Consider the following 1,180-nt stretch of genomic DNA (forward strand, 5'->3'; position numbering starts at 1 on the left):
ACCGCTTCGGCAAACGCTTTTGATCGCGTCTCCGACGCATCGAACCCTGTCTGGCCTGTCCAGACCTTACCCATTGCGGGACACCATCCCGCTGGGGATGGCTGTCCCGTTTCACCAGAGACTGCCATGAAGATCCCCAAATCCTTTACCCAACCGCACGCCCCGGGCAATGCCACAGCCTGCGCCTCCCTCAAACGTGATGCCTCCCGTGTCATCCGCCGCCTGGCGAACGACCTCGGGTTGCGTCCCCGTGAATTCACCGTCCGCGAACGCCGTCAGCGCCGCCAGCAAGCCGATGTCTATGCCCTGCATACCGATACGCTGTACTTGCAGATTGCCCACGCGCCGCAGCAATCCGCTGCCCGCATGAGCTTTCGCACGTGCCGCGGCCGCGACGACTATACCGGCGGCCGCGACAATGCGGTTTGCCTACAGTCGATCGGCTCGCCCGAAGGCTATGCCTCGCTCGTTGCCACGCTGCGCGTGGTCGCGGGCCGGCGCGGTTGAGGGCACTGACCATGACACGCATTGCCAAGGTCATCCTCAAATCCACCAGCGGCGACGAGTACTCGTGCTCGGTACACTATGAGCCAGACGCCGACGTTGTCACACTACCGGTGCGCCTGGACAACCTCGTCGATGCCTCCATTGCGATGGGGGAGCGTCACGTCCTTTTGCTGCTGGAAGACGGCTATCAGTTTCCGCTGGTGCGCATGGAACCTGCGGTCTACAACGTGGATCGTTCCAAGGCGGCCAAACGGGGCTGGATGGACGAAGCCAGGATGGCCGTTGCGGCTCCGACCAAGGACCAACGGTTGCAGTATGGTCGCTTCGCTCATACGCTCTCCGCTGCCGCAATCCTTGGCCTGGCTGGCTACCTTACCAGCCGGCCGGGATGGAACCTGACCGCTGTCGCAAATGGCGCAAGCCTGTTCGGCATCGCCGTTGTATTATTCGCTGTAGGAGCAGTCCTCTCGAAAGGAGAAAAGTGATGTTTGGTCCTCCTCTTTTGGTTCTTGCGTTGCTGTTTTCGGCCTACTTGCTGTGGGCAGACCGTAACGGGCGTCGCGTCCATAAGGACTGAGCGCCAAGCCACTGTCTTATTTCGCCCGGCAATCCCGGGCCATCAAACTGACGCACCTCTCGAGAGGTGCGTTTTTTTTCGTCTACCACGCGGGGC

The 1,180-nt window shown here is 61.4% G+C and carries 2 protein-coding genes; both read left to right on the top strand.

Features of this window, described 5'->3' with window-relative positions:
* The first annotated feature begins 126 nt into the window (after positions 1-126).
* Positions 127-507, top strand: a complete 381-nt coding sequence (locus tag CF70_RS02145; protein WP_035859712.1) for a hypothetical protein — start codon at positions 127-129, stop codon at positions 505-507.
* An 11-nt stretch (positions 508-518) separates the two neighbouring features.
* The gene (locus tag CF70_RS02150) at positions 519-992 is read left to right on the top strand and encodes a hypothetical protein (protein WP_035859715.1); all 474 of its coding nucleotides are present in this window, start codon (positions 519-521) and stop codon (positions 990-992) included.
* Positions 993-1,180 lie beyond the last annotated feature (188 nt).

It is taken from the genome of Cupriavidus sp. SK-3, assembly GCF_000611145.1.
Taxonomy (GTDB): Bacteria; Pseudomonadota; Gammaproteobacteria; order Burkholderiales; family Burkholderiaceae; genus Cupriavidus.

What these genes read in the sequence shown, in the direction of transcription:
- CF70_RS02145 (WP_035859712.1), top strand. Translation starts at nt 127, where the DNA reads ATGAAGATCCCCAAATCCTTTACCCAACCGCACGCCCCGGGCAATGCC.
- CF70_RS02150 (WP_035859715.1), top strand. Translation starts at nt 519, where the DNA reads ATGACACGCATTGCCAAGGTCATCCTCAAATCCACCAGCGGCGACGAG.